Source organism: Cecembia rubra, from assembly GCF_003014575.1.
Lineage (GTDB): Bacteria > Bacteroidota > Bacteroidia > Cytophagales > Cyclobacteriaceae > Cecembia_A > Cecembia_A rubra.
Genome location: NZ_PYGF01000001.1, coordinates 406097 through 432431, shown reverse-complemented (window position 1 = coordinate 432431; position 26335 = coordinate 406097). Strand labels below are relative to the sequence as shown.

The following is a 26335-nucleotide window of genomic DNA, read 5'->3' as shown; positions in this document are numbered from 1 at the left end:
TCTTCAATAGGTTTAATGCCCTAAAATAGCAAAGAGATTTCTTTACTTCCTAAAATCTTTGCCAAAGTCTTGAAATATTTCAAGAACGGCAGGACATACCAATGTATTTTTAAGCGAGAGGGCCAATATTCCATGCATATTTTTTCTGTTGGTATGAGGATATTCCCTACAGGCTTTTGGTCTTTCTTCATACACCAAGCAGGTATTGTCCCCATTTAGAAATGGACAAGGTGAAACATTTAATACATAATCCCCATCTTCATCCCTGTGCAAATAGGATTCCATGAATTCTGAACTTTTCATTCTGAATACTTTGGCCAACCTGTCAATATCAGTTTGTAAGAATATTGGGCTTGTAGTCTTACAACAATTGGCACATTCAAGGCAATTAATCTTTTTAAATTTCTCATTATGAGCATTTTCAAACATACTATCCAAAACCTTGCTTTTGACTTTCTTTAACCGTTGCAACAGTTTTTTATTAGCAGAATATTCTGTTTTTGCCTCTTTATTGAAACTTTCTAAGTCCATTGTCAATAATACTGTATTAATCTTTCAAAATATGCTTCTTACAGCAACTTATATTTTGATTTAAATTGTAATTTTACTATATTACAATACACTAAACCAGACCGTTATGAAATCACATCCAAATGAATTGTTCTTCTACTACAATCCAGCACATAGCGTGGATAAGCAAATGAGGGCCTATGCCCGCTCAATAGCCAACCATGTTAATGAAATCAACATTGAGAAGGAGCATATCACCCTCACCGGATGGAGATCCATTCTTGAGAAGCTGAACCTTAGGGCAAAAGACCTGTTGAACCGCGCACATCCTGATTACCAGGAAAAAATTGCCGGTAAAACATGGGATGATGAAAGCTGGTTGCTTATACTTTCCAAATATCCTCATCTTATCAAAGCACCAATTGCCATCAAAAAGAATAAAGCTGTTTTGTGTACTACACCTAACATGGTATTGGAACTGGATTAGGCCAATTCAATTCCGTTTTCTTTGATGAGAATTTTTCTTGCTTTGTAGAGTTGACCAATAGATTGTTTAAAGTGCTTTTTACTCATTCCCAGTAATTCTTTAATGGCTTCAGGGGATGATTTATCGTGAAGGGGCAAAAACTTCCGGACTTTTAAAACTTCCAGGATTTTTTCTGCCCCTTCTTCATATTTTTCCCTACCCTCTGGAAGTAGTTGAAGGTCAATCTTCCCATCTTCCCTCACTTTTTTTATAAATGCTCTTGCCTTATCCCCTATCTGAATCGCAGTGAAAATCTCATTTTTGTAAAGTAGTCCCTCAAAACTTCCTTCAATCAATACCTTAAATCCAAGATCTGTCTCATCAAAAACCAATACTTCTGTTTCCTGCCCTTTTTCAAATCCCCTTGTATCCTTAATCAAGAAATCCTCGTATTTACTGACCCCAATCAGTCTGTTGGTCTTATAATCTTTACATACCCTGACCAAGTATTTTTCACCTTTTACCATAGGCTTTCCCATTTCTGCCTTGGGTACAAATAAATCTTTGGGCAACCCCCAATCCATAAAAGCTCCAAATTTGGTAATTTCTCTTACTTCCATTACTGCAAACTCATCCAAAAGGGCATTTGGACGGTTAGTGACGGCCACAGGTCTATCTTCACTGTCTGTATAGACAAAAACATCTATTTCTTCACCTTCTTTTTCGGTTCCCTTTAGGTAACCTTTAGGAAGTAAAACTTCTCCTCCGTCATGCAAGGAAAGATAAGCTCCGTTTGGAGAAAATCTATTGATGAGCAAACTGCTCACTAAACCCAATTCTTTCATGAAACAAAGGTAACTAAATTATGTCATTAGGAATTGGATTTCCTTTCCATTCAAATTAGATTTGGGCATTAATACTGATTAAAAGTCCATGATTTAATGGAAATTTTTTCAGAAATTTTGTTATCATCAGAATACTTAACCCAAATCAACATGAATAATATTACTGTAATAGGCTCAGGCACAATGGGCAATGGAATAGCTCATGTGTTTGCACAAAACGGATATAAAGTTTCCCTAGTGGATATCAACCAGCCTGCATTAGATAAAGCATTGGCCACTATTTCTAAAAATATGGACAGGCAGGTCACCAAAGGAACCCTTTCAGAGGAAGATAAAAATACTGCTTTGAGTAAAATTAAGACATTCACCTCCTTAAAGGAAGGGGTTGAAATTGCTGATCTGGTTATTGAGGCAGCAACTGAAAACCTTTCCATCAAATTGGACCTTTTTAAACAATTGGATGAATTATGTAAGGAAGAGACCATTTTAGCTACTAATACTTCTTCTATATCTATTACCAAAATTGCTGCAGCTACTTCCAGACCGGACAAAGTCATTGGTATGCATTTCATGAATCCCGTTCCGGTCATGAAATTGGTAGAAGTGATCAGGGGATACGCCACCTCTGAAGAAGTTACAGATAAAATCATGGACCTTTCCAAAAAGTTGGATAAAATTCCTGTTGAGGTAAATGATTATCCTGGTTTCGTAGCAAACAGGATCCTTATGCCTATGATCAATGAAGCCATTTATACCTTATATGAAAGTGTAGCAGGTGTAGAAGAAATTGACACAGTAATGAAACTTGGGATGGCCCATCCAATGGGCCCCTTGCAATTAGCAGACTTTATAGGCCTTGATGTTTGTCTATCTATTCTAAGAGTCTTACATGATGGTTTTGGAAATCCAAAATATGCACCATGTCCGTTGTTGGTCAATATGGTAGAAGCTGGCTTCAAGGGAGTAAAAACAGGGGAAGGATTTTATAAATATACCCCAGGAGTAAAAGAATTTACTGTTTCCCCACAATTCAACAGAAAGTAAAATTCCTTTAAATTAACACTTTAAATAATCAATACTTAATAATTGATTATCAATACAATACAATAATTTTATGCATATAGCAGTATCTGGAAATATCGGGAGTGGAAAGACAACGCTTGCCATTAAACTCGCCAAACACTATGGCTGGACTGCCGAATTGGAAGCGGTGGAAAACAATCCTTATTTGGCCGATTTTTACGAGGACATGAAGCGATGGTCTTTTCACTTGCAGGTATATTTTCTCAATAGCAGATTCAACCAGATAAAAAGAATTAGGGAAAGCGGGCATTCTGTAATTCAGGATAGAACCATTTATGAAGATGCCTATATATTTGCGGCAAACCTTCATAAATCCCAGCTTATTTCAAACAGAGATTATGACAATTACCTCAATCTCTTTCATTCTATGATAAGTTATGTGGAAGCCCCGGATTTATTGATCTACCTCAAAGCCGATATACCCAAACTGGTGGGCCAAATAGAAAAAAGAGGGAGACATTATGAAAATGCCATAAGGATCGATTATCTAAAGAACTTGAATTCCCACTATGAAGACTGGATTGCCGAATATGATAAAGGAAAACTTCTGATTATTGATGTCAATGAATTAGACTTTGTGGCATACCAAGAGGATTTTTCTTCAATTGTAGAAAGAGTTGACAGGGAAATCTACGGTTTGTTTGCCTGAATTTTGACCTTAATAAATTGTAAGCTGCCTAAGGTTAAGTAAACCGGGCAGCTTTTTTATTGGATTTTTCTCTTAATCCAATTTATAATTGCCTGTTTGCTGGTCTCATTCGTATTGAGGAGTAGCTCATCAATTTTCTTAAGACTTCCTGATATCATGAGATTTTCATACATAGGTATCCTGATTAATTTGTAACCGTGAAGCCTACTTAATAAGTCATATTGTGCATCATTATAAGCGTTTAGCTTCCAACCAGAAGACCCATTACCGGATAGGTCCCCAGGCTCTTCAGATTTACCAAACACTTTTTCACCAATTGGAGGACCAAACCAGATTCTTTCCTGCATACCAGCTTTTTGGCATTCTTTTTCATAAATTCTGCACAATCTTTTATAGGTATCCAACCAAGGAAAAGAAAATGCCTCATAAGTGGATGTCTTCAAAGTAGCCAATCTGTACCTGTTAAAATGTACCTCATCATCATAGATAAAAACATACCTGTTGACTTTGAAATCGAATTTCAGTTTTTCAAGCAAAGGACGGACACCTTTTCCTCCTAAGGCATCAAAAACTTCATTGATTAAAATATCCCCTTTGCCAATTAGAAATGTAGGATTTACATCTAAAACAAATTCAAAATCCACCTCTAAATCGCTGGATTTCAATATTTCATATAAATGATTGACTTTAAGTAAATGCATGCAATGATATTAAAACTCTCTGACTATTTCCCAGGTATGGTCTGCAAGGAGTTTAATCTCCGCAATGAATTTTGAATATCTCTTTTTTCTCCCCCATTCTTCTGGCGCGACCATGCTCATAAAATCGTTTCCATCTTCTTTTTCATATAAAAAGTAATGGTGGTTAATTAAAGGCTCAAAACTTATGGAGGCCTGGTATATCCTTTCGGATACCTCTACCCTTTTCTGAATGGCTTTAGCCTGATCGGCCAGTAATTGCATCTGTTGATATATTTGGGCCATTTGCATATCAGTTTGTGAATGCATGGCAGCTACAGCCCTTCCCGTAATTTTGCCCTTATCTTCGGGTTTAATAATGGCACTTCCTGTCTGATGTGAATAAGGTAAAAGACCAGGGATGTCTGTGGTCTTCTCCTTCATTCTTTCGAGATCTATCAGATTGACATCTATTTTACGGGTCTTCGTCATCTTAATTATTTTGTTCGGTTGGAACCATCCTTTCCTTCAAATTTCCCTTAGAACCAGGAAATGTAGTCCTCTTTGAAATATCTATTCCTATCCAAAGCATTGCCAACATAAAGATGGCTGCCAAGATTATAAATACAAGTTTGTTTTTATTCATATACTTTTGTCCTACTCTAACAAAGAACAACTAAATACGGTTTGACTTGTGGCAAAATTAATATTGAATTCTTTGAATAAAAATGTTGGAAATGGTCAATACTACTAATCCACCAAACAGCACTAAATTAATATTTCATCAAAAGCCCAAAGGCATTTTTTTTATTTATTTGAAATGCATAAATTTGCATAAATAATGCAGAATTTATGCTAAAATAGATTTTTATGTACAAACTGATCAGCCCACAAACAATTATTCAATATTTTGGAGACGATGACAAGGAAATGTTACAGGAAATGGTGCAGATCATCATTGATACCAATCTTCATGATCTAAAATATCTGGATGAATTTTACAACTCCGAAGATTTTGCCACCATCAAGAAAAAGTGTCATAAAGCAAAGCCAAGTATGAGCTATGTTGGCGCTGTAGAATCCAGGAAGCTTTTGGAAAAAATTGAATCCGACCTCGAAAATTCAAGACCAATTTATAATAAACTTCTCGATCAAGTTCAGATTATAGAACAGGAACTGACTCATTTTTTAAAGAATTTATAGAGATACACGATTTTTTTTCCTTACATAATTTTTTTCTGTCCAATTATTTTTTTTAGATCCATATTTGAAAAAAAACCATTTGATATGAGAGTTCTTAAATTTCTATTCCTGGTATCTCTTTTATTTCTAGAAGGGTTATTATTTGCCCAGTCTCTTACCGTCGAAAAAATCATGCAAGATCCCAAATGGATGGGAGTATTTCCATCCAATATCAGTTGGGATGATAAAGGAGAAGTCATTTACTTCAGTTACAACCCCGAGGGAAATCCATCGGATTCTTTGTACAAAATTAATATCAAAAGCCCCGATAAAATTGAAAAAGTAGGTATCGAGGAAAAAAGAAACATTATTCCCAGCTATGCCGACAGTAACCTTAGCAAGAACTTAAAATTATATGCTTCTAATGGCGACCTGATACTATTTGATAAAAACACAGGGCAAAGAACAACTCTTGTTTCTTTTGGAGATAGAATTTCCAATGCCAAATTTCTTAATGATGAAAACAAAATTGCTTTCCAGTCCAACAACAATATTTATGTTTTGAATAGGTCAACCAGCAGTTTGTCAAAGATTACCCGAATTGTTCCCGGATCAAAACCGGAACAAAAATCAGAAAAATCTGAAGAGAGGGAAAACTGGTTGAAAGAAGACAATTTAAAACTACTTGAAGTAGTAAGGCAAAGGGAAGAAACAAAGAAAGCAAGCGATTTATATAATAAAACGATTACCCCAAAAGAACCTTTTACATTTTATCTGGGCAACAAGCAATTGAGCAACCTTACTGTTTCACCTGATGGAAGCTATGTTACTTTTAACCTGATAACCAGAGTAGACAACAAAGGTACTCTAGTCCCAGATTATACCCATACCTCTGGATATACCACCAATCTCAATACTAGATCAAAAGTTGGTGACAAACCAAGTAAAATCGAGCTTGCTATTTACAACATCCAAAAAGATACCGTCTATCTTTTAAATACAGATAATTTAGAAGGAATCAAAGATTTACCAGATTATGTTAAGGATTATCCCAATCAAAAGTGGGAATCAAAAAATAGAGAGGTAATTCCTTCAGGCCCTTATTTTTCAAAAGATGGCAAGTATGCTGTGGTAAATATCCGTTCGGTAGACAATAAAGACCGCTGGATATCACTTTTAGATCTTGAAAAGGGAACCTTGAAAAATCTGGACAGACAGCGGGATGAAGCATGGATTGCAGGGCCAGGAATAGGTTGGAGCATGGGCGGAGGCACTTTCGGTTGGCTTCCCGATAATAAGCACATTTATTTCCAATCTGAAGAATCCGGTTATTCCCACCTTTATATATTGGATGTAAGTAATGGGCAAAAGAAACAGCTTACAAAGGGAAATTTTGAGGTTTTTGATCCCAAAATTTCAAACAATGGAAAATTCTGGTACCTCAGTACTTCTGAAGTACACCTAGGAGAAAGGCATTATTATATGATGCCCTTAATGGGAGGTAAAATGGAGAAACTGACAACTATGACAGGAAACAATGATGTTGCGCTATCTCCTGATGAAAAATACCTTGCTATTCTTTTCTCTTACAGCAATAAACCTTGGGAAATCTATCTGCAGGAAAATCTTCCCAATGCCAGCCCTAAGCAATTGACAGATGGTCAAAGCGAAGCTTTCAAAGCTTATTCCTGGAGAGATCCTGAACTGGTGCAATTTATGGCAGAAGATGGTAAAATGGTTCATGCCAGACTTTACCTACCTGATCCTGCCAAAAAGAATGGTGCAGCTGTAATCTTTGTTCATGGTGCTGGATATCTACAAAATGTACATAAATGGTGGTCTTCCTATTTTAGGGAGTATATGTTCCATAACCTTTTGGCAGATTTAGGTTATACAGTTTTAGATATTGATTATAGGGGTTCCGCAGGATATGGTAGAGACTGGAGAACTGGAATATACCGACATATGGGAGGAAAGGACCTTTCAGACCAAGTGGATGGCGCAAAATACCTGGTCAAAGAACATGGTGTGGATGCTTCAAGGGTTGGGATTTACGGGGGAAGTTATGGTGGATTTATCACCCTTATGGCTTTATTTAATGCTCCCGAAACCTTCAAATCCGGAGCAGCCTTAAGATCTGTGACTGACTGGGCACATTACAACCATCCTTATACTTCCAACATTCTCAATGAGCCATTTAATGATCCGATAGCTTATAAAAGATCCTCTCCGATTTATTTTGCAGAAGGACTCAAAGGACATTTATTGATTGCCCATGGGATGCTGGATGTAAATGTACATTTCCAGGATGTGGTGAGGTTAGCCCAACGATTGATAGAATTGGGTAAAGAAAATTGGGAAATGGCTGTGTATCCTGTAGAAGACCATGGATTTGTAGAGCCCAGCAGCTGGACAGATGAATATAAAAGGATATTGAAACTCTTCAATGATACTTTAATCGATTGATATGGATAAACTTAGAAAGTTGAATCCTTTCATTAGGATCTCTCTTACCCTGTTGTTGATTTTCCAATCCTGCAAGCAAAAAGAGCTCATCTCTGAAGATGGAAGAGGTCTGATTGCTGATAAAGCCATGGTTGTTTCTGCCAGAGAAGAGGCATCGAGGATTGGCTTACAAATGATGGAGAAAGGTGGCAATGCCTTTGATGCCATGGTGGCTACCGAATTGGCATTGGCTGTGGCATTCCCATTTGCAGGAAACATTGGTGGTGGTGGATTTATGGTTTACAGACTAAACGACGGCTCTACTGGATCAATTGACTATCGGGAAAAAGCTCCTTTAGCTGCTAGTAGGGATATGTATCTGGATGAAAACGGGGAGGTTATTCCAGGACTAAGCACATTGGGCGCATTAGCTGTTGGGGTTCCGGGAACAATTGCCGGAGTTTTTGAAGTGCACAGAAAACTTGGCTCATTGCCCATAGAAGAAATTCTGGCACCTGTGATAGAATTGGCCGAAAAGGGAGTGGTTGTAACCGAAAACCAAGAAAAAAGATTGGCAAATAACAGGGCTGATATCATCAAAATAAGCGGAGAAAAAACCCTTTTTGCACAAGAGTTCAAAGCTGGTGATACCATTAAATATCCAGCACTGGCTGAAACCTTTAGAAGAATCTCCAAAAATGGACGAGATGAATTTTACAAGGGGGAAACAGCGCATAAACTTGTTGCCTTTATTCAGGCAAATGGCGGAATAATCACATTGGAAGACCTTGAGCAATATGAAGCCAAATGGAGGCAGCCTATACGTTTTGGTTATAAAAATTACCAACTTATCTCCATGGCTCCACCAAGTTCTGGAGGGATTACGCTTGCCCAGATCCTGGGAATGTTAGAGCCTTTTGATTTGAAGTCTATGGGCCATAACACGCCAAATTATATTCAGGTATTGACAGAAGCTGAAAGGAGGGCTTATGCAGATAGGAATTATTACCTGGGCGATCCGGACTTTGTTGAGATTCCCATTGAAGCACTTCTCGATAAAGATTACCTGAATGAAAGAATGGCAAATTTCAATCCGGAAAAGGCTACACTTTCTTCAGAGATTTCAAGAGGAATGATCCAGTTTGCAGAAAGTGACGAAACTACCCATTATTCAATCGTGGACCAATTTGGTAATGCAGCAGCCGTCACGACCACATTAAATGGAGCTTACGGCTCTAAATTATACAGTGATGAGCTTGGTTTCTTTCTAAACAATGAAATGGATGATTTCAGTGCCAAAATTGGAATCCCGAATATGTTTGGACTTATTGGAGCAGAAGCAAACAGCATAGCACCCGGAAAACGGATGTTGAGTTCCATGACCCCAACAATTGTAGAAAAGGATAACAAACTCTTGATGGTCGTAGGTACACCTGGTGGTTCTACAATCATCACCTCTGTTTTGCAAACTATTTTAAATGTGGTGGAGTTTGGCATGACCATGCAGGAAGCAGTAGATGCTCCAAGATTTCATCACCAGTGGCTTCCCGATTTGATTAACTTCGAACCAGAAGGTTTTTCATCGGAAGTACTCAAGGAATTAAAAAATAAAGGATATATCATCAATGAAGGTTACACGCCGATACTTGGAAAAGTAGATGCTATTTTAGTGATGCCCAATAAGAAACTTGAAGGGGGAGCTGACCGAAGAGGAGACGATGCAGCTGTAGGATTTTAAAATTAAATGGCTTCGGAAAACCATGTTTTTTGGTTTTCCGAAGACTATTTACTTATTTTTTAGATTCAAAATAAAATCTGAAATATCCCTTAAAACATTTTCATTAAAAGTTTCTTCAATTTCTGCATATTCCGTTATAGAACCAGTATAAGCCGTTTGAAAGAGGTGATTAAGCTCCGGGTAAACTTTTAGGTCCAAATATTCATCTTTCCCTTCGAAAAGTTCCAAAAGCCGGTTACCATTCTGTGCAGCATTCACCTGGATATCCTTACCTCCAAAAGCAGCCATTACCGGAATCCGAATTTGCCTAATATATAATTCTGGATCAGTACGGATAAAATAAAAAAACCAAGGATTCAAGCTTTTTTCCAAAGCCTGAGTAAGTGTGTTGACCTGTTGTTGCTTCATCTCAGGTGAAAGCTCATAATTTGCAAACTCAGATTCGATCAGGTCTTTCACCTTGGATTTGGCATCAACAATGTCCTTACTTTCTTTAATCATTTGGTAGTAGCGTGAATTAATACTTACCTGTTGTTCGACCAATTCTCTAGGATTTCCTGCTGATCTGGAGACATCTTCTGTTTGCTTTCTCATCAAGTCAGTTATCGGAACTACAGGACCGGCCAAAGAAATAGAGAATCGAAGCCCCAAATTTTCAGCCTCTGCGGCCATCATCCATGCAATTAGTCCTCCCTCACTGTGTCCTATTACTCCTACCTTGCCTTTATCTACAAAATCAAATGATTTCAAATGCCTTATTGCTTCTTGTGCATCTTTAAAAAAATCACTGGAAGTAGCATTTGAAAAGTCCCCCTGAGACTCCCCTACGCCCCTTTCATCATATCTCAGCACTACAGTCCCATTTTGACTTAAATGGTTCGCTATAACCCAAAAGGGCTCATGTCCAAAAATCTCTGAATTCCTATTTTGAGGCCCCGAACCGCTTATCAAAATCACTGCTGGAAATGGTCCTTTTCCAGAGGGTTTCGTAATAGTACCCTTTAATTGATCCCCTATTTGATTGGAAAACCCAATTTCAATTGACTCATAATTGTAAGGAGGTTTGGGAGTTTGGGGTCTCTTAAGCTCTTTTTCTTCAGGTAGGGTTTTATTGGACCTTTTCAGATCCAGAGGCAAATTCATTCCTGACTGTTTGAATGTTCCCTGGATATTTTCTCCAACAAAGAGTCCATCAAAAATTATAACTCCATTTCCTACCTCAAAATGTAACATTAATCCATCAAACAAAACTTTTGAGAGTGCTATTCCTTTGGCTCCTTGTTTCGGGCTATCCATAGTTCCGGTCCATTCATTCTCAACTTGTTGAAAATTAAATATCAAGGGAAGATTTTGTCCAATAACCTGTAATTCCCCTTCCCAAATACCGTTTAAGCTTTGAGAAAAGGTAAACGAATTCAGGAAAATTGAAAGCAGAACAGTTACTGATAGTTTTTTCATGTTTGAAATATTAATACCATGCTAAATTATGATTTACTTTGAAATATGGATAGGGAAATTTTAATGGATTTAGTAACCAAAACCATGCCTTTTGGAAAATACAAAGGGAGATTATTATGCGATATTCCAGAACACTACCTGGTTTGGATGCATAGGCAGGGTTTTCCAGAAGGTAAACTGGGCATGTGGCTAAACACCCTTTATGAAATAAGAATCAATGGATTAGAAGGGATTTTAATTGATTTAAAAGCAATGAAAAAAAGATAAAGGCTGTTCCCAAACAAGGAAACAGCCTACTTGAATCAAACTTTATTATAGTTTTTATCTGCTGATTATTGGGTCAGGATTGCCATCAGGATCATTTAGGACAAATCCTGAAGTTTTTGCATTTCCAAGCAAGAGCACACCAGCTGCATGAGGTGCTGCCATGGAGGTTCCGCTTATTGAATTATAGCCCCCACTCAGCCAAGTAGAGCGAATAGCTACTCCAGGAGCACAGTAATCTACCGGTGGATTTCCAAAGTTGGAGAAAGAAGCAAATACATCAGAACTATTCATCGCAGAAATTGTCCAAATATTTTCTCCGTTCACTCTCGCAGGAGAAGAATTATTAGCATTAGTACTGCTGTTTCCTGCTGCCAAAACAAACTTAATACCTTTATTTGAAGCAGCTAAAACTGCATCGTCTAGAGCTTGTGAGACTGGTCCTCCTAAGGACATGTTGGCCACATCACCAGACTTTCCTTTTGATCCAACCCAATTGACGCCTGCTATGACTCCAGAATAAGAACCAGAACCTCTGGCATCAAGGACTTTAACAGGTACTACAGGTGCTCCAGCTGCGACACCAACCACGCCAATATTATTATTGATGGCAGCTATTGTTCCAGCTACGTGAGTCCCGTGACCGTTCAGATCATTAAAATTTGCATCTCTTCCAGTGGTAAATGCAGTAAATCCATCTGAAGTGCTGACATTGAGATCAGGATGAGTCAATTCAATACCTGTATCCAAAACCCAGGCTAAATTATTGCCGGTGTAATTTACAAACCCACCTACTCTGGTGATACCCCAAGGCGTCTCCTGTCCAGTGGAACCACTTCCACCTCCGCCACCTCCAGGCCTGTTACCTTGGGCAATGGAAATTATCCTGTCATTCTCTATGAATTTCACGGCTGGGTCATTTTTTAATGCATCAAACTCTGCAGAACTTAACTTTACTGAAAATCCATCTAAAACGGTACCATATACATACCCTAACCTATCCTCTGAAATCCTGTATTTAGCAAGCAAACTGTTAGCAACAGTTCTCAAAGCAGCCTGATTGCCTTCATAGCTACCATCCTTTCTAAAAGTAATGCCATCAGGATTTAGCACAACGATAAAACTTCCAGGAATAACATCACCATTTTGATAACGGATAAATTGATCTTCCAAATCCATTTTTGCAACTTCCTGATTTTCCTGACAGGATACTGTAATTACTGCAACCGCCAATCCAAAAGCAAAAGCTGGTTTTGCAATAAATTTGTAAAACTTTTTAAGCATGAATAATTGTATTTAGTGGTTAAACATTAACCAAAATTATATTTGGTTCTACTAATGAAATCCAAAAAAATTAATTTTGCAAGCATTTTAAACGACTTTTTACACACTTTATTTAAACATTTTTTAGTTTTGTTACTGATAATGAATGGATTAAACTGGTATTTTTTCTGATCCTAAATTAGAAATTTTTGTCACTACCTTCTTGTGGATCACTATACTTTAGTTTACAAAAAATACTCAAATGACTTGGCCTTCTAAAGGATTAATTATTTCATTAAGAAAATTCAAAATAAGCTTAACCTTAATCCTTGTTACAGAACCTTAATACACAAAAAAGCTCCCATTATGTCTTTGAATGAGATTTATCCCGATCACTACATTCTTAATAATCATGATATTACATTAGATTAAGTAATGAATCAAATTGGTTGCAATTCTCATTAAATGAAACAATGTTGCAAATTTTTTTGTGCTTTGCTTTGGCTGATATATATTTGCAACATAGTTTCAAAAATGACAAGGTTTTTACTTAATAGTATCATATATTTTAGCTTGTTCCAAATTGCCACCGCCCAAGATTTATGCAATCATATCTTAAGGGGTAAGGTTGTCCATTTGGAGAACAATGAACCTATAGAAGGAGCATTTATTTGGATTGCAAATCAGGAAAAAGGTACAATCAGTGATTCTCAAGGAAATTTCAGGATCTCTGGGTTGTGCCAGGAAAGAATCATCATAAAAATCCAATATATAGGTCATAAAGAAAAAATTGATACCATAGATGTAATTTCTAATCTCAATATCACTTTTAGATTAGCCGCAGAGGATTTAAGATTAGAGGGAATTGACATCCACGGTCACCAAGATGCTTTACTTACATCAAACGCTATATCCTCTATTTATGGAGAATTTTTGAGGGAAAGTAGAGGAAAGAATTTGGGAGAAGTACTTAGAAGAATTCCAGGCATTACATCTTACTCCACTGGACAAAGTATTCAAAAGCCCGTTATTCATGGACTTCATAGTAACAGGATACTTATCATGAACAATGGGGTAAGACTGGAAGGGCAACAATGGGGTGCAGAACATGCTCCTGAAATAGATCCTTTTTTGGCTAAAGAAATAGCTGTGGTCAAAGGTGCTGAAACGGTAAGATTTGGTCCTGAGGCAATGGGGGGTGTAATTCTAGTCAATCCTGCTCCCCTACCTTTGAAACCAGAATTTAAAGGTGAATTTGATCTGGTAGGATTTTCAAATGGACGTGGTATAAATGCAGCAGCAATGGTCCAGGGTGGCTCTGAAAAAATCAAGGGATTGGGATATAGAGTACAGACCTCATCCAAATTAGCTGGTAATATCCAAACTCCTGACTATATGTTAGATAATACCGGAATTAAGGAATTTAATTTTTCAGGTGCCTTAGGATACAGCAGCAACAAACTCGGAGCAGAGGCTTATTTTAGTCATTTTCAATCAACAATTGGCATTTTGAGCGACTCCCATACTGGTAATTTAAGTGACCTTGAAAGCATTATTGCAAATGGCAGACCGTTTAGAGAGGCTGATTTTGCTTATAAAATTGACAATCCCAAACAGGAGGTTGACCATCAATTATTCAAACTCAAAGCTCATTATCATTTGAATGAAGGAGTCAAGCTCAATTTGCAATATGCGCTTCAGAGAAATCACCGACAGGAATTTGACAGGAGAAGAGGTGAATTGAATAATCGTCCCTCTTTGGACATGGAATTGTTTACCAATACCTTGGACTTTAATTTTACCCATCAGACAGGTAAAAATTGGGATGGTTCTATAGGCTTCAGCATGATGCAACAGGCAAATTCCAATATTCCGGGGACAGGTGTTACTCCCCTCATCCCCAATTTTGATATGTGGAATTTTGGGATCTTTGCCATTGAAAAATTCACCAAAGGACCGATAGAAATTGAAGGTGGATTGAGGTATGATTTCAGAAATCTTCAATCGGCCAGGTTTGTAAATAGAGAATTGGAAGAATATAACCTGAACTTTCAAAACTTCAGCACATTCCTTGGAGGCGTTTACGCATTCGACAGAAATTGGACTTTCAGTACCAATTTCGCCACAGCTTGGAGGCCACCCAATGTTAACGAACTTTTCTCCCAAGGTCTACACCATGGACTGGCTGCTATTGAATTAGGAAATCCAGATTTTGTCAGTGAGAAGTCGTTTAAATGGTTGAATTCACTGAATTTTGAGAGGGGTAATTTCATTGCTGAATTTACAGGCTATATCAATAGAATCAATAACTTTATTTTCCTTGCTCCAAGGGAAGAACAATTTGTCTCTTTGAGGGGTACTTTTAATGTCTTTGAATACCTTCAAACAGATGTACTTCTCTATGGGTCTGATTTAAGTGTAAAATGGGAAATTTCTAAGTCATTTGAATTTTTCTCCAGGAGTTCATTAATCAGAGCTAATGACCTCTTAAATGAAGGAAATCTACCTTTTATTCCTGCTGATAGGACCGAAAATGGACTGAGTTTCTTATTTCAAAAAATGAAGGGATCAAATAGCCCTAAAATCACAATCAGCAATCTTTTTGTAGCAAGGCAAAATCGGGAACCGGATTTTGACTTTGCACCTGCACCCAGTGCCTATTCCATTTGGAATCTTGGAATAAATAAATCATTCCAAATCAAGGACAATCATTTGAACTTAGGTATTCAAGTATTAAATCTCTTTGATCAATCTTACAGGGATTATATGAACAGATTCAGATACTTCACTGATGAAATTGGAAGAAATTTATTCATTAAGCTCAATTATGAATTTTAAACCAAATAAATATCAATGTTACAACTAAAATCTATTACCATGAAAAACCACAATTACAGATTCTTACTAGTTTTGTTGGCTTCTTTTGTATTCGTGATGGCCTCTTGTACAAGTGATGATCCAGAAATTGAAAAAGAGCAGGAAATCATCACTGACGTGACCCTGATCTTCACCGAAGTGGACAATAGCAATAACCCGATAGGAAATCCATTTGAATTTAAAGCATCAGATCCCCAAGGCCTTGAACTGGGAAACAACCCAACAATAGAAACTATTCAGTTGGCAGTTGGGAAGAGGTACTTGTTAGAAATTGAACTTTTCAACAGTATTGAAAATGAGGATATTACCGAAGAAATAATTGAAGAGGCAGATGAACATCAGTTTTACTTTCTGGGAACTGCCTTTGTTGGCTCACCGATCCTTACTTATACCTATGCTGACGCTGATAAAAATGGAAATCCAATAGGATTGAAAGGATATGTTCAGGTCAATCCTGCTCCAGGATTTAACAATGCCCAGTTCAGATTGGTATTACGCCATGACCATAATAAAAACTTCAATGGAGCCACTAATCCAAATTGGCAGGATTTTGTATTAGCAGGGGGTGAAACAGATCTTGATATTACTTTCCCATTGGTATTGAATCCATAATTTTAAAAAGGCTGCCATTTCTGGTAGCCTTTTTTTATATTTAGCTCCTCAAAATATAATTATCATGAGGAGACTTATCGCACCATCATTGCTTTTGCTTGCTTCGGCATTATTTTCCTTTTGTTCCGGCCATAAACATGAGCATAGGGATATTACTGCAGAGCTCATAGAAGCTAATCAGATCCACCAAAAATCCTTGGATATTAGAGAAGAAATCATGGATTTGGAGAAATCCCTTAAAGAAGGAGAAATCGATTATTCTGAAATTAAGGAAGAGTTAAAAATCTGGGACAAGGACATCATTGAAGTCCCCGGGTTTGAACATTCCCATGACCATGATCATGAAGGGGAACATAGAAAGTATCATGTACACAATCCAATGAAACAATTTTCAGATGCAGAACATCTGGAATACCAAAAAGTTATGCATGCAGAAATTGAAGAAATAGCAGAAAAAATGAAATACTTACTGGCTCCCAAAGTAATGGATGAATCAGAAGATAATTGAACAACACAAAAAAAGGCCTTTCACATCAATGAAAGGCCTTTTTCTATGCATACTTTTTTTTAATTAATAATAAGGTGAGCACATGGTCATATTTTCCAATTTGAAAGCCTCAACGCTATTGTCATTGCTACCTACATTTCCAACTGATAAAATGACCTGATATTCGGGTCCGGAATCAGCAAGATGAATTTTAATGTGCCCATTAAAAGCTATAAAATCATTAAAGTTTAATTTATTCCCATTAGACAATTGTCCTAAAACTGTTACACTTTCCAGCTTCCTGATATCAACAGGATTAAGCAGATAAGCAATTGGAGAATCCAAGTTATCATAAGCTCCAAAGTGCAGGTGAGCAGGAAAATAATATTCAGAATCCCCCTTTGCTCCAGATAATTTTAAACTCAATTCAAGGTCTCCATTTTTCAACTCCTTGACCAATACAGTACCTGTATAAGCAAATTCAGATCCTTGGTACAGGTTATAAGATATTTCATTTCCGGTATAATCGGAATTTTCCTCCTGTTGACAAGAATAAATAGCTATAACCATTACAAATAAAATTGCCAACTTTTTCATATCAGCTTTGTTTTCTCTTTATTACGCCCATTCAGGCCAACTTGTTCAATTCTTTTTCAATATAAGCAAATATAAATGATCGGGACTGAACCAAGTAAGAATATCCTAATTTTACTTAATCCATTACCGGATAGACAATATGAGATCATTTGCCCAATTGTTTCAAGAGCTTGATCAAAGCAACAAAACCTCTGACAAACTGGAGGCCTTGAAACGCTATTTTTTATCTGCTCCAGATGAAGATAAGCTTTGGACATTGGCACTGTTTACCCATAAAAGACCTAAAAGGCAGGTCAATACCAAACTGTTGAGGGTGTGGGCCTGTGAGTGGTCTGGCATTCCTGACTGGCTATTCGAAGAATCTTATCAAACTGTTGGTGACTTGGCCGAAACCCTGTCCCTTTTACTTCCTTTAACCACAGAAAGTCAAGATAGGTCACTTGCTTATTGGATAAATTTTCTCCAGTCCTTAGACAAGATGAATGAACTGGAAAAGAAGGAGAAAATCATGCAGGTCTGGAAAGTATTGGATAAAGAGGAACTTTTTGTTTTTACAAAAATAATTACAGGAGGATTCCGCATCGGTGTCAGCCAAAATCTGGTAACTCAAGCAGTTGCTGATGCTTTTGGAATGGAAAAAACAGAAGTTGCGCACAGGATTATGGGCGATTGGGATCCATCTTCAAGCAATTTTAATTCATTAATACTGTCCAAAAATCTTTCTGATGATTTATCCAGACCTTACCCATTTTATTTAGCGCATTCTTTGGATAAAGAATTTGAGGAATTAGGTGAGGTATCCGCTTGGCAAATTGAATGGAAATGGGATGGCATCAGGGGTCAATTGATCAAGAGAAACGGTGAAATATACATTTGGTCAAGAGGAGAAGAGCTTGTCACTGACAAATTTCCTGAATTAACTGAAATGGCTTTAACATTGCCAGAGGGTTCAGTCCTGGATGGAGAAATTTTATGTTTTGATAAGGATAAGCCTCTTCCTTTTTCCCTACTGCAAACCAGAATTGGCAGGAAAAATCTCACAAAAAAGATCCTCATGGAAGCACCTGTGAGTTTTATTGCCTATGATTTATTGGAAATTGATGGAAAGGATATCAGGGCTTTACCAATAAAAACCCGGCGAGCACTTTTAGAAGAACTCTCTTATACCGTTTGCCATAATAATTTAAGGCTTTCTCCCTTGGTTGAATCCGGTTCTTGGAACCAACTTCAAAAAATACATAAACATTCCAGAAAGATGATGGCTGAAGGCTTTATGCTAAAGCATAAAGACTCTGCCTATGAGGTTGGACGGAAAAGAGGGAATTGGTGGAAATGGAAAATTGAACCCCTCACCATTGACGGCGTTATGGTTTATGCCCAAAAGGGGCATGGAAGAAGGGCAGATTTGTTTACAGATTATACCTTGGCTGTTTGGGATAATGGAAAATTAATCCCATTCACCAAAGCCTATTCCGGCCTTACTGATGCTGAAATCAGAGAAGTGGACAAGTATGTGAAGCAAAATACCCAAGAAAGGTTCGGACCAGTGAGAACGGTTAAACCTGGACTGGTGTTTGAAATAGCCTTCGAAGGTATCCAAGAGAGCTCTAGGCATAAATCCGGAATAGCCCTGAGGTTTCCTAGGATCAAAAGATGGAGAAAAGACAAATCCATTGAAGAAGCTAACACCCTGATTGATTTAAAAGATTTACTAGAAGTCTATGGAAAATAGGGAGTTCTCTTTAGCTTATCAATATTTTGCACAAAAAGGCTGGAAACCTTTTGAATTTCAGGTCAATACTTGGAATGATTACCTTAATGGCAAATCAGGGCTCCTAAATGCTCCAACTGGAAGTGGGAAAACTTTTGCCCTTTGGTTTCCGGTCATTCTGGAATATATCCAAAATAATCCCGAAGACTGGCAAAAACCTAAAAAAAACGGAATCCAATTGATTTGGGTAACTCCATTAAGAGCACTTGCCCAAGATATCCAAAAGGCTATGCAGGAGGTCTGCATAGCGATTGGACTGCCCTGGAAGGTTTCGGTTAGAAATGGAGACACAGACAATAAAGACAGGATTTCCCAGAAAAAAAATCCTCCTGAATGCCTTGTAACAACACCTGAAACCTTGCATATACTTTTGGCACAAAAGGGCCATCATCAACAATTTGCCAATCTTAAAGCCATTGTAATTGATGAATGGCATGAGCTTGTAGGAAATAAAAGGGGAATTCAAGTTCAATTGGCCGTATCCTATATCAGACAGGTCAGCTCCAAAAATTTTAAGCTCTGGGGTATTTCTGCCACTATAGGAAATTTGGATGAAGCATGCCGAATTCTCCTTGGAAAGAATTTACCAATTCATATCATTCGGGCAGAGGTAGATAAAAATATTTTACTCCATACTGTATTTCCTGATGAATTAGAAAAGTACCCTTGGTCAGGACATCTTGGGATAAAATTGATAGATAAGGTCTTGCCTATTATAGAAAATCACAGATCAGTGCTGCTTTTTACCAATACCCGCGCGCAAAGTGAAATATGGTACCACCATATCATGGAAAGAAGGCCTGACTGGGCGGGCTTGGTAGCCATACACCACGGCTCGTTGGACCAAAATGTCAGGACCTGGGTGGAAGAAGCCCTACATTCAGGTAAATTGAAATTAGTAGTCTGCACTTCATCACTCGACCTGGGTGTTGACTTTAGGCCAGTTGATGCAGTAATTCAAATTGGCAGTCCTAAGGGCGTTGCAAGATTTGTCCAAAGGGCAGGTCGTTCTGGGCATCAACCAGGCCTGCCCAGTGAGATCTATTTTGTACCTACCAATTCTTTGGAGATAGTGGAAGCTGCGGCTCTTCGTGATGCTTTACAAACGGGAGAAATTGAAAATATCCATTCCCCTACCCTGACTTATGATGTGCTGATACAGTTTCTCGTTACTTTGGCTGTGGGTGATGGTTTTAGGGAAGATGAAACCTTTAGACTGATAAAAAACACACATGCATTTCAGGATATAAGTCCTGTGGAATTTCAATGGGTAATGTCATTTATTACTGAAGGAGGAAGTTCTTTAAGTGGTTATGAGGAATTTGCCAAAGTTGAGTTGGCTGAAGATAAAATCTACAAAGTCAAAGACAAAAAAACAGCTATGAGGCATAGGCTTTCGATGGGTACGATAGTAAGTGACCCCATGTTGAAAGTGAAATTCAAAAACGGAACTTATTTGGGTTTAATTGAGGAATATTTCCTTTCCCGGTTAAGGCAGGGAGACCGCTTCTTTTTTTCTGGAAGAAATCTTGAATTTATCGGAATTAAAGATATGAACGCATACGTACAACTTTCCAATAAAAAAAGTAGCAATACTCCCTCCTACATGGGCGGAAGGATATCCCTAACCTCCAAGCTCTCCGGAAAAATCAGGGAAATTTTGGAAAAAGCCGTCAATGGAATTTATGAGTCTGAAGAATCCATATTTATTTCACCGCTCTTGGACCTACAACAAAAATTATCCATTATTCCTGATCAACACACCTTTTTAATTGAAAAAAACATTTCAAGAGAGGGTCACCATATTTTCTTTTTCCCTTTTGAAGGAAGAATGGTCCATGAGGTTTTAGGGGCATTGGTGGCATATCGAATCTCAGTTTCTTATTCATTGACCCTGAGTATAGCCATGAATGATTATGGATTTGAACTGCTATCGGATCAAGCAATACCAATAGAAGAACTCTTGGAAGAGGATTTATTTTCAGAAGTTAACTTGGAGGAAGATATTCTTGCCTGCATCAATGAAAGTGAAATGAGTAAAAGAAAATTCCGGGATATAGCCACTATATCAGGCTTGATCTTTCAAGGTTATCCGGGAAAACCCATGAAATTTAGACACCTTCAGGCCAATTCTGGTATTTTATATGGCGTTTTTGAGGATTATGACCCCGACAATCTCCTCCTTAAACAGGCTCATAGAGAAGTTTTGGATATGCAAATGGAAAGAGACAAAGTTCTTGAAGCCATCAGGAAAATCAATAGACAAAAGATAGTGCTTAAAAAACCGGGACAGTTTACCCCATTTTCTTTTCCTATCATGGTAGACAGGTTGAGGGCACAGCTTTCATCAGAGTCTCTGGAGGAAAGGATTGCCAAGATGAAAGCACATATGGTAGATGGTTAATCCAAAAAATTAGCAAATTAACGTTCGGCTTGGTGGGACATTGAAATACTATTTCATTGAACCCCTATAGTATCAAAAGAAGGCAAAAGATTAGATTAGAGATCTATAAAACTTTTAATCAAACCTGTATTAGTGAGTTTATTCCTATTATGTTTAATTCCTAATGGCTCAGATTAGTTAGCCCTCCAGAAATAAGGGGTAAAAAGCACCAAAATGGTAAACAACTCCAACCTACCCAACAGCATGATAAAAGAGAGGAAAATTTTTGTAAATGGATCAAAGAAAGCGAAATTGTCCATAGGTCCAACCCTTCCAATAGCAGGTCCCACATTTCCCAAACTGGTGGCAACTGCTCCAAATGAGGTCAAAAGATCATAACCCATTAGGGATACTATGATGGAGCTGATGGTAAAAATCATAAGATAAATCAGGAGAAAGTTCATGATATGTGTTATGATTTTACCTGTTACCCGATCTCCGTTTATTTTTAAAGGTACGACAGCTCTGGGATGTACTATCCTTTTGAATTCCAGCCATGAGTTTTTGAAAAATGCCAGGTGTCTGATAAACTTAATCCCGCCACTGGTAGACCCTGCTGATGCCCCGAAAAACAATAACATGAAGAACACCATTGTAAGGCCTGAATGATATGAAGTATAATCAGCGGTAACGTAGCCGGTTGTTGTCACTAATGAAACGACCTGAAACAAGGTATCCCGAAATGCCTTTTCTACACCCTGTCCGGAATAATAAATTACAGGTGCGGAAAGGCCCAAGGCTAAAATCAGCAGTACGCTGATATAAGTTCTGAACTCATCAGATTTCCAGACCTTTGCAAATTTACCGGTCAACCCAAAATAAATGACAGTAAAGTTGGTACCTGCCAAAATCATGAAAATAATGGCAGTATAATGGATAAATGGTGAAGTAAAATGAGCTAGACTGGCGTTTTTGGTAGAAAATCCACCTGTCGCCAAAGTCGTTAACGCATGGTTGACAGCATCATAAAAAGTCATTCCTCCAATATAATACAACACCCCTGCCAATATAGTCAAGCCCATATAGACATACCATAATCGCTTGGCAGTCTCTTGAATCCTGGGATGCAGCTTGTCAGAAGTTGGGCCTGGTGACTCCGCCACAAACAGCTCAATACCACCAATACCCAAAAGTGGAAATATGGCAACAGTCAGCACAATAATACCCAATCCACCAATCCATTGGGTCATGGATCGCCAAAATAAGATACCTTTAGGAGCAGCTTCGATATCATTAATAATCGTAGCGCCAGTAGTCGTAAGGCCCGAAATTGTTTCAAAAATTGCATCACTTATTCCAAAGGAAAGATCGCTTAATAAATAAGGGATCATTCCAAAAATACTCATCAGTAACCAGCTTACAGAAACTATAAGGTAACCTTCCCTTTTTCTTATATTCTGGTCCTGCCTAGAAAAAGAAAAAAACATTATGGACCCAAAACTAAAGGTTATCAGTGAAGATTGTAACAGCGCATCAAAGTCCCCCGTGTCAAAATAATAGGCAAATCCGGCACCGGGAAGCATCATCAATGCAAAAAGCATCAAAAGGGCCCCCATTACTTTACCGATAGCTTTGAAATGGATCATAAATCAATGAAAGAATTTTTCAAGTGAAGCTTTGGCGGCAGGAAGCGCCAAGACTATCACTTTGTCATTGAGTGATAATGTAAAATTACCGTTTGGAATATAAACTTCCTCTCCTCTGATCACTCCAGCTACAATTGCAGTTTCTGGAAAATGTAAATCCCTCAATGGATGCTTTGTTACCCGGTTATTTTTAGTAATCATATATTGGATGATTTCAGCATCCACTCCATAAATACCCGAAACGGCCTCAACTTTGCCTTTGCGTAAATAGCGGGAAACCTGATTGGCAGCAACTAATTTTTTATTGATTAGGGAATCGACACCTATACTGTGTGAGATATGGATATATTCCCTTGTATCCACATGGGCAATGGCCTTGTAAACACCATGGTTTTTGGCGCTTAGTGAAGTAATAATGTTGGTTTCTGAAGATTCTGTGAGTGAAATAAATGCTTCCATTTTCTCCAATCCTTCTTCAATCAACAATTCAATATTTTTATAATCCCCATTGATGACCAAAGTATGGTTCAATCTCTCAGAAAGCCATTTACATCGTTCCTTATCTCTGTGTACTAAGGTTACCCTATATTCATTCTCTAGTTTTAGAGCTGTTGTATAGGCCATATCATCACCACCGATGATCATGATATTTTTAATGATCACTTTCTGCTGTCCCAAAAGCTCAATGATGGAAGAGACAGCTTTTTTGTTTGAAATAAAAAATACATGGTCATTGTTCCGAATGACTGTATTGCCCCTAGGGATAATCGTAATCTGATCCCTGACTATTGCTATGATTTTGATGTCCTCAAAAATCGGATCATGTTTCATATCCGCAATCTTCTTATTGACCAAAGTACAGTATTGGTCCAAAGTCAAACCTACCACATTCAACTTGCCGCCTTCAAATTCAAAAACATCTGTGAAAGTCGAGTTTTTGATCATACGGTAAATTTCCCCACTGCAAAGCATGCTTGGAGAAATGATATTATCAATTCCTAAATTCTTAAAGAAAACTTCATGTTCCGGCTTCAGATAATCATGGTTCCTTACCCTTGCAATCACCCTTTTAGCACCCAATTGCTTAGCCAAAACCGCAGCTACGATATTACTTTTTTCAGAAGTGGTGACAGCCATAAACATCTCCGCATCCCTAACATTGGCATTTTTAAGGATTTCAAGTGAGGTGGCATCACCCAGGATGGTCATTACATCAAGGTGGGAAGAGACATTATCCAAAACGTCCTTGTCGAAATCAACAAGGGTAATGTCCTGATTTTCAAAACTGAGATGCTCGGCCAAGTGGTATCCCATGTCACCGGCACCTGCTATAACAATATTCATTTGCGTTATAGATACTGATCAGATTTAAAGTACAATCAAAAAAGCTGAGACTTAAATCGCTCAAAAGGTAGGATGTTTTAATTCGATAGTCAAAAAAAATCTTAAAATTATTGACAAAAAGATTGAATATACCTGGCTGTACTGGAACTTCCCAGTTCCTTTGCCATATACCAATCAGCACAGGCTTCAGACCTATTATTTGTTTTGTAATGACAAAATCCCCTATTGGTCAGTATATCCGGATTACCAGGACTCAATTGAAGGGCGTAATTGTAATCAGGAATTGCTTTGCTATGCTGATTACTTTTTAGGTAACAATTGCCACGGTTGAAATAATAAGCCCATACCAATGGATAATCTTCCCCATTAATTTTGCTGAAGTTGATGGCATCAGAATATGCTTCAATAGCCTCTTTTAATCTGTTTTGCTTTTGAAGTAAATTGCCCAAGTAATAGGCCATTTCATCATCTTCCTTGAAGATCTGTAATCCTTTCCGAAGGACTTGAATGACTTTTTCCTTTTTCTCTTCTACGTTGCTCCCCGCACGGTAAAAATTTAAATATGCGGCATGGTAAGAAGGATCATCGTCTAATACTTTTTCCAATATCCTCGCAGCAGAAGCATATTGTCCTTTTTGAATCATATCCACAGCGGTGTTATTGATTACAAAAGAGTTTTCCCTTACTTCAATTTCAACTTCAAAAGTTTCCTGTGCAATAAGGTTGGTAAAATTCATAAGGAATAAAAAAAATGATAAAACTGGTAATACCTTGCAACGCATATTTTTGATTTTTAAAGCACTAAAGTATTTTTTTTTATCAAAATCCCAAAGGTAAAAGAAAGTGATTATAAAATTTTCCGGAACCATTGTAGCATTTTCCAATGTGTTCCGTCTTAGCAAAAACACTAAACCAATTAGTTTTATGAAAAAAAACCTTTTATCACAATTATTGTCTACTATAATCCCTTCTTTGATCTTTTTAATTATTTTCTCATGTTCAGAAGATTCGAATCCAGTGAGGGTAATTGATGACAACTTCAGCATTGAGTTTTTGGGACTTGAAGGCCCCAGAATCAATAATTTGATCAAAAAAGATGACAAGTTATACGCATGTGCCTCAAATGGCTTCTATGTGAAGGATTTAAAATCTAAGGAAAAATTTAAAAATATTGCTCTTAAGGGCAAAAATATAGAGGATGCTGTTGTGTTTTCTGATCAGGAAATCCTCATATCCTATAGAAACATTGATCCTAAAATAAATGCATCCCCACAGCTTTGGATAACTAAGGATGGAGGACTTACATGGCAAATTCTGGAAAACAATTTTGGCGGTGAGGAAATTGAAGAACTTGTAGATTTTGAAAGGCATCCAACCCAAGAAAATATCATTTATGGATTCGGGAGAATGGTTCTGGCACAGTCCACAGATAAAGGAAAAACCTGGATTCCCATATGGGGGAACTGGCAAAGCTTTGCCAATTTTGGTAAGGTATTTGTAAATCCTGTCAAGCCTAATGAAATTTGGCTTGGAGGCCAGGGAGCATTGGAAAATGGGTATTTGGCACATATTAAAGATGAAACTTTGGTAAATGAATGGTATGATCTGGTACCAAATCCCACGGTGGTTAAAAAAGTAATATTTGATAAACTCAGTCCACAGACAATTTATGTAGGATGGGAAGGTGAATTGTCGAAATCCACTGATAACGGGAATACTTGGGAGACTTTGATTGAGAGACATGAGGAATCCCATTTTTTCATGGGAATAGGATTAAGTGACCAAGACCCAAAGTTAGTTTATGCATCTAAGTGGATTAAAACGCCTGATAAACAAGATCTTGAGCTCTACTATTCAAAAGATCAAGGTAAAACATGGACTACTAAGAAGTTTCCTGGAGTTGATTATGGAGGAGTGTTTGATATGATCGTTGTCACAGAGAACGAAACAGATAGAATTTTTGTCGCTTTAGAAAAAGGTGGTGTTTACGAAATAAAAGCAAAGGGACTTTTATTCTAAAAAGACCAATTCAGCGACA

23 protein-coding genes are annotated in these 26335 nt (G+C 37.6%); 13 read left to right on the top strand and 10 right to left on the bottom strand.

Features of this window, described 5'->3' with window-relative positions:
• Positions 1-42: 42 nt before the first annotated feature.
• The gene (locus CLV48_RS01745; protein WP_331527610.1) at positions 43-429 is read right to left on the bottom strand and encodes a YkgJ family cysteine cluster protein; all 387 of its coding nucleotides are present in this window, start codon (positions 427-429) and stop codon (positions 43-45) included.
• Between the two features lie 208 nt (positions 430-637).
• Here CLV48_RS01745 and CLV48_RS01740 point away from each other — a divergent pair, with 208 nt between their 5' ends.
• Positions 638-997 carry an arsenate reductase family protein gene (locus CLV48_RS01740; protein WP_106565508.1) on the top strand — a complete coding sequence of 120 codons (360 nt, stop codon included), beginning with the start codon at positions 638-640 and terminating at the stop codon, positions 995-997.
• On the opposite strand, the gene CLV48_RS01735 is transcribed toward CLV48_RS01740, so the two are convergent.
• Positions 994-1821, bottom strand: coding sequence for a CvfB family protein (locus CLV48_RS01735; protein ID WP_106565507.1), 828 nt, complete (start codon positions 1819-1821; stop codon positions 994-996). The genes CLV48_RS01740 and CLV48_RS01735 overlap by 4 nt on opposite strands.
• A 150-nt stretch (positions 1822-1971) precedes the next feature.
• On the opposite strand from CLV48_RS01735, the gene CLV48_RS01730 reads away from it, so the two are divergent.
• Positions 1972-2865, top strand: coding sequence for a 3-hydroxyacyl-CoA dehydrogenase family protein (locus CLV48_RS01730; protein WP_106566089.1), 894 nt, complete (start codon positions 1972-1974; stop codon positions 2863-2865).
• Positions 2866-2935: 70 nt separating this feature from the next.
• On the top strand, positions 2936-3553 hold the full coding sequence (locus tag CLV48_RS01725) for a deoxynucleoside kinase (RefSeq protein ID WP_106565506.1): 618 nt from the start codon (positions 2936-2938) through the stop codon (positions 3551-3553).
• A 56-nt stretch (positions 3554-3609) separates the two neighbouring features.
• Here the strand turns inward: CLV48_RS01725 and CLV48_RS01720 are convergent, their stop codons facing one another.
• Positions 3610-4254: a DUF7255 family protein gene (locus CLV48_RS01720; RefSeq protein ID WP_106565505.1), complete on the bottom strand. Its 645-nt coding sequence runs from the start codon at positions 4252-4254 to the stop codon at positions 3610-3612.
• Positions 4255-4263: 9 nt separating this feature from the next.
• On the bottom strand, positions 4264-4722 hold the full coding sequence (locus CLV48_RS01715; RefSeq protein WP_106565504.1) for a DUF2452 domain-containing protein: 459 nt from the start codon (positions 4720-4722) through the stop codon (positions 4264-4266).
• A gap of 378 nt (positions 4723-5100) precedes the next feature.
• Between CLV48_RS01715 and CLV48_RS01710 the strand changes: the two genes are divergently transcribed.
• From CLV48_RS01710 to ggt, 3 genes are all read left to right on the top strand, one after another.
• Positions 5101-5433: an Hpt domain-containing protein gene (locus tag CLV48_RS01710; RefSeq protein ID WP_106565503.1), complete on the top strand. Its 333-nt coding sequence runs from the start codon at positions 5101-5103 to the stop codon at positions 5431-5433.
• 84 nt (positions 5434-5517) lie between these two features.
• Entirely contained in the window at positions 5518-7878 is a 2361-nt protein-coding gene (locus CLV48_RS01705; RefSeq protein WP_106565502.1) for a S9 family peptidase, read from the top strand.
• Position 7879: 1 nt separating this feature from the next.
• On the top strand, positions 7880-9595 hold the full coding sequence (gene ggt / locus CLV48_RS01700; RefSeq protein ID WP_106565501.1) for a gamma-glutamyltransferase: 1716 nt from the start codon (positions 7880-7882) through the stop codon (positions 9593-9595).
• A gap of 48 nt (positions 9596-9643) precedes the next feature.
• Here ggt and CLV48_RS01695 read toward each other — a convergent pair whose 3' ends face one another.
• Positions 9644-11053: an alpha/beta hydrolase family protein gene (locus CLV48_RS01695; RefSeq protein WP_106565500.1), complete on the bottom strand. Its 1410-nt coding sequence runs from the start codon at positions 11051-11053 to the stop codon at positions 9644-9646.
• 45 nt (positions 11054-11098) lie between these two features.
• Here CLV48_RS01695 and CLV48_RS01690 point away from each other — a divergent pair, with 45 nt between their 5' ends.
• On the top strand, positions 11099-11320 hold the full coding sequence (locus CLV48_RS01690) for a DUF3820 family protein (RefSeq protein ID WP_106565499.1): 222 nt from the start codon (positions 11099-11101) through the stop codon (positions 11318-11320).
• 54 nt (positions 11321-11374) lie between these two features.
• On the opposite strand, the gene CLV48_RS01685 is transcribed toward CLV48_RS01690, so the two are convergent.
• Positions 11375-12601 carry a S8 family serine peptidase gene (locus CLV48_RS01685; protein ID WP_106565498.1) on the bottom strand — a complete coding sequence of 409 codons (1227 nt, stop codon included), beginning with the start codon at positions 12599-12601 and terminating at the stop codon, positions 11375-11377.
• A gap of 513 nt (positions 12602-13114) precedes the next feature.
• Here CLV48_RS01685 and CLV48_RS01680 point away from each other — a divergent pair.
• The 3 genes from CLV48_RS01680 to CLV48_RS01670 all read left to right on the top strand — a co-directional run bounded on the left by CLV48_RS01680 (position 13115) and on the right by CLV48_RS01670 (position 16577).
• Positions 13115-15418 carry a TonB-dependent receptor gene (locus CLV48_RS01680; RefSeq protein ID WP_106565497.1) on the top strand — a complete coding sequence of 768 codons (2304 nt, stop codon included), beginning with the start codon at positions 13115-13117 and terminating at the stop codon, positions 15416-15418.
• A 15-nt stretch (positions 15419-15433) separates the two neighbouring features.
• Positions 15434-16069: a hypothetical protein gene (locus CLV48_RS01675; RefSeq protein ID WP_245889452.1), complete on the top strand. Its 636-nt coding sequence runs from the start codon at positions 15434-15436 to the stop codon at positions 16067-16069.
• A 64-nt stretch (positions 16070-16133) separates the two neighbouring features.
• A complete protein-coding gene (locus CLV48_RS01670) occupies positions 16134-16577 on the top strand; it encodes a hypothetical protein (protein ID WP_106565496.1) in 444 nt (147 codons plus the stop codon).
• Positions 16578-16640: 63 nt separating this feature from the next.
• Here CLV48_RS01670 and CLV48_RS01665 read toward each other — a convergent pair whose 3' ends face one another.
• The gene (locus tag CLV48_RS01665) at positions 16641-17153 is read right to left on the bottom strand and encodes a hypothetical protein (protein WP_106565495.1); all 513 of its coding nucleotides are present in this window, start codon (positions 17151-17153) and stop codon (positions 16641-16643) included.
• A gap of 139 nt (positions 17154-17292) precedes the next feature.
• Between CLV48_RS01665 and CLV48_RS01660 the strand changes: the two genes are divergently transcribed.
• Together CLV48_RS01660 and CLV48_RS01655 are read left to right on the top strand one after the other, a co-directional pair.
• Entirely contained in the window at positions 17293-18885 is a 1593-nt protein-coding gene (locus tag CLV48_RS01660; protein ID WP_106565494.1) for an ATP-dependent DNA ligase, read from the top strand.
• A complete protein-coding gene (locus CLV48_RS01655; RefSeq protein ID WP_106565493.1) occupies positions 18875-21328 on the top strand; it encodes a ligase-associated DNA damage response DEXH box helicase in 2454 nt (817 codons plus the stop codon). Before CLV48_RS01660 ends, CLV48_RS01655 begins: the two co-directional genes overlap by 11 nt.
• Positions 21329-21501: 173 nt before the next feature.
• Here the strand turns inward: CLV48_RS01655 and CLV48_RS01650 are convergent, their stop codons facing one another.
• The 3 genes from CLV48_RS01650 to CLV48_RS01640 form a co-directional block, all read right to left on the bottom strand.
• Positions 21502-22953 (bottom strand): TrkH family potassium uptake protein, encoded by a 1452-nt coding sequence (locus CLV48_RS01650; RefSeq protein WP_106565492.1) that lies wholly within the window; start codon positions 22951-22953, stop codon positions 21502-21504.
• Positions 22954-22956: 3 nt separating this feature from the next.
• Positions 22957-24297, bottom strand: a complete 1341-nt coding sequence (trkA, locus tag CLV48_RS01645; protein WP_106565491.1) for a Trk system potassium transporter TrkA — start codon at positions 24295-24297, stop codon at positions 22957-22959.
• A 107-nt stretch (positions 24298-24404) separates the two neighbouring features.
• Complete coding sequence (locus tag CLV48_RS01640) at positions 24405-25034, bottom strand: tetratricopeptide repeat protein (RefSeq protein WP_106566087.1); 630 nt, start codon at positions 25032-25034, stop codon at positions 24405-24407.
• A 187-nt stretch (positions 25035-25221) separates the two neighbouring features.
• Between CLV48_RS01640 and CLV48_RS01635 the strand changes: the two genes are divergently transcribed.
• The gene (locus CLV48_RS01635) at positions 25222-26316 is read left to right on the top strand and encodes a hypothetical protein (protein ID WP_146140057.1); all 1095 of its coding nucleotides are present in this window, start codon (positions 25222-25224) and stop codon (positions 26314-26316) included.
• Positions 26317-26335: the final 19 nt, after the last annotated feature.